A 3,040-nucleotide genomic window follows, 5' to 3' on the forward strand; every position below is an offset into this window, starting at 1 on the left:
TGCGCACCTTGGCCAGGCGGGCGTCCCGCGCCGCCGCCGAGCGCTCGTCCAGCTGCCCCTTGAGAGCCGCCCGCGCGCCCTTGTCGAGGCCCAGCGACGTGGCGCGCTGCGGGCTCTCGTCCACCTGGTCCTCGAAGATCTTGTCCAGCAGGGCTTTGAGCTTGGCGTCCTCCGGCCCCTGGGCCAGGGCGGGCGCCGCGGCCATCAAGGCCGCGCTCGCGGTGGTCAGGAGGAAGCCGCGGCGATCAAGAACGGTCATGGGGTCAGGCCTTGTTGGTGGCGATGTAGGTGTCGATGACGGCTTCCAGCACCGTCAGCGGCATGGCGCCGGAGAGCAGGCCGGCGTCGTGGAACTTGCGGATGTCGAACCGGGGTCCCAGCGCCGCACGGGCCTTGTCCCGCAGCCGCAGCCAGGTGAGCTTGCCGACCATGTAGCTGCAGGCCTGGCCCGGCCAGACGGAATAGCGCTCGATCTCGGTGGCCGCCGCGCTGGTGGGCGAGCCGTCGATCGAGGTCATGGTGGCGATGGCCTTCTCCCGGCTCCAGCCCATGGCGTGCAGGCCGGTGTCCACCAACAGGCGCGCCGAGCGGAACAGAGACGACTGCAGATAGCCGATCTCGGCGAGGGGATTGTCAGCATAGACCCCCATCTCCTGGGCCAGCTTCTCGGCATAGAGGGCCCAGCCCTCGCCATAGGCCGACAGGAAGGAGGCCCGCCGCAGCATCGGAAGGTCGGCCTCCTGCTGCAGGGTCAGCTGCAAGTGATGGCCTGGAAGCCCCTCGTGATAGGTCAGGGTCGGCAGGGCCCAGGTGGGATATTCGGCGGTGTCGCGCAGGTTGATCCAGTAGATGCCGGGCCGGGACCCATCCAGGGTGGCCTGGTTGTAGTAGCCGCCCGGGGCCCCGGCCTCGATGAACTTGGGCACCCGCTTGATGTCCAGCGGCGCCTTGGGCAGGGCTCCGAAATACTCCGGCAGACGCTTGGCCATCGCCTGAACCTGCAGGTTCAGGTCGGCGATCAACTTCTCCTTGGCCGGGTCGGTGTTGGCGTAGTGGTATTTCTTGTCCTTGTAGAGGGCCTGGATCCGCGCGCCGACGCTGCCCTTGCTGTAGCCCTGGGCCTTCAGGATGGTGTCGGCCCGCTCCGACAGCTCCCTGGCCTGCTCCAGCCCGATCTGGTGGATCTCCGCCGCCGACAAGGGTGGTGGTGGTCGAATTGCGCAGGGCCAGGGCGTAATAGGCCTCGCCATCGGGCCGGCCGCCGATGCCGGCGTCATGGACCGCCCGGGGCCGGATCTCCGTCATGAAGGCGATCTGCCGCTCCAGGGCCGGCCGCACCTTCTCCAGGTAGATCTTCGAGGCGAAGGCGCCGTAGTCACCGGCGATCTGCTTGTCCTTCACCTTGGCCACCAGCTGGCTCACCAGGGGTGAGCGATCCGGCGTGGTCCGCAGGTTGTTCATCTGCGCGAGCGCCCCGTCGATGGCGAAGTCCGGCGGGATCATCCCCAGGCCCACATCCCGGCGGGCACGTTCGGTCTCCTGGTCCATCACGACGGCATAAGCCTCGAGGCGCGACAGGTAGGCGTCGGCGTCCGCCTTGGTCTCGATGACATGCTGGTTGCCCAGGAAGTCGGGTGTCGAGCGGTAGGAGCCGCTGAGCTGCGACAGGACATAGGGGAAGCCCGCGCCCTCCGAGCCGTACTTGAACCGCCGGTTCGCCTCATCGGTGTTGGCGATCCCGAAGATCACCGCGTCGTAGTTGATGGCGCTCATGCCGGTCAGCTGCGCGCGGTCGATGGCCTTCATCCGGGCCAGTTGATCGGCGGTGAGGGCGCGGTCACGGTCGAGATCGGCGACGGAGGCGTCCGACAGGCGGCGCTTGGCGTCGGCCCGCGCGCCCTTGTCGAGGCCGAGCTGGGTGACCAGCTCCGGGGAGTCGTCCAGGGCCTCCTCGAAGAAGGCGTCCAGCAGCTTGGCCAACTTCTCGTTGGCGCTGGGACCCGGCGGCGGCGCGGGTGGCGGCGGGGCCGGCGGGAGCGGAGCAGGCGTCGCGGTGGCGCACCCGCCCAGGGCCAGGGCGGCGCCGGCGGTGAGCAGAAGATGGCGGCGGCTAAGCATCGCGCCCTCCCAGGTCTGTTACAAATGTTACGCGGGACCCTAGGGGGCCGCCCGCCAGGGCGAAAGCCGTGCCGCGGGTTAAATCGCTGTAATCCGAAGGACGACGGCGCGCGGTCTTGCCCGGCGCCGGAGCCGCGCGCATAGCACCGCCATGACCATCGAGTTCCACCTGCGGGTCCATCCTGGCGAAGACCTGCGCCGGTTCGAGACCACGCCGGTCTTCTGGACCGACACGCCGCCGTCCCGGGCCTGGGACGTCCCCGTCAGGCCCACCGACAGCGCCTTCCTGATCCGCCAAGGCGCCGAGGGCCTGGAGGCCGTGGTCCGCCGCTGGTGGCTGGTCCCGGCCTTCCACAAGGGGCCGGTCCTGGCCTGGAAGACCCTTTGCGCCAACGCCGAAATTGAGAGCCTTGAGACCTCGCCCATCTTCCGGGAGGCCTATGCGAGCCGCCGGGCCCTGGTCCCTCTGACCTCCTTCGTCGTCTATGAAGAGCCGGCCGGCTGGCGCAAGGGGCAGCCCAAGCGCCGCTGGGAGGCGACCTGGACCCCCACGGCTGCCGCCGACAAGGTCCGCTACTTCGCCGCCGTGTGGGACCGGGCCGACACGTCGGACGGCTTGCTGGAGAGCTTCGCCATCGTCACCGGCCCGACGGGCGCCGACCTGGCCGAGCTGCAGGACAGCGAGCCCGCCGTCCTGACCCTGGCCCAGGGCCTGGACTGGCTGAAGCTGGATGGACCCGGCAAGGCCGGTCTGGTCACCCAGACCCCGGCCGGAACCTATACTCTGGAAGAGGCGCCCCGCGACGCCGTGATGTCGCGCGAACTGCGCCGGTCGCTCTAGGGGGCGGTCGGCTCGGCCTTGCCGTCGCGGTCGTAGCGGTCGACCACCTGGGCCAGCCCGGCCAGGATGGCCTTGCGCGTG

General features: G+C 69.7%; 2 protein-coding genes and 2 pseudogenes. 1 reads left to right on the forward strand and 3 read right to left on the reverse strand.

Annotated features, from left to right (window positions below):
* The 3 genes and pseudogenes from RMO97_RS16350 to RMO97_RS16360 form a co-directional block, all read right to left on the reverse strand.
* Positions 1 to 259 (reverse strand): annotated as a pseudogene (locus RMO97_RS16350) (DUF885 domain-containing protein); the annotation flags it as partial.
* 4 nt (positions 260 to 263) lie between these two features.
* A complete protein-coding gene (locus tag RMO97_RS16355; protein WP_310542089.1) occupies positions 264 to 1,199 on the reverse strand; it encodes a DUF885 family protein in 936 nt (311 codons plus the stop codon).
* A 58-nt stretch (positions 1,200 to 1,257) separates the two neighbouring features.
* Positions 1,258 to 2,118 (reverse strand): annotated as a pseudogene (locus tag RMO97_RS16360) (DUF885 family protein); the annotation flags it as partial.
* Between the two features lie 151 nt (positions 2,119 to 2,269).
* On the opposite strand from RMO97_RS16360, the gene RMO97_RS16365 reads away from it, so the two are divergent.
* Positions 2,270 to 2,959 (forward strand): SOS response-associated peptidase family protein, encoded by a 690-nt coding sequence (locus tag RMO97_RS16365; RefSeq protein ID WP_310542090.1) that lies wholly within the window; start codon positions 2,270 to 2,272, stop codon positions 2,957 to 2,959.
* Positions 2,960 to 3,040: the final 81 nt, after the last annotated feature.

Source organism: Phenylobacterium sp. (genome assembly GCF_031425575.1).
Taxonomy (GTDB): Bacteria; Pseudomonadota; Alphaproteobacteria; order Caulobacterales; family Caulobacteraceae; genus Phenylobacterium.

Excerpts from the sequence above, each read along its gene's own strand:
- RMO97_RS16365 (WP_310542090.1), top strand. The coding sequence starts at position 2,270 with ATGACCATCGAGTTCCACCTGCGGGTCCATCCTGGCGAAGACCTGCGC.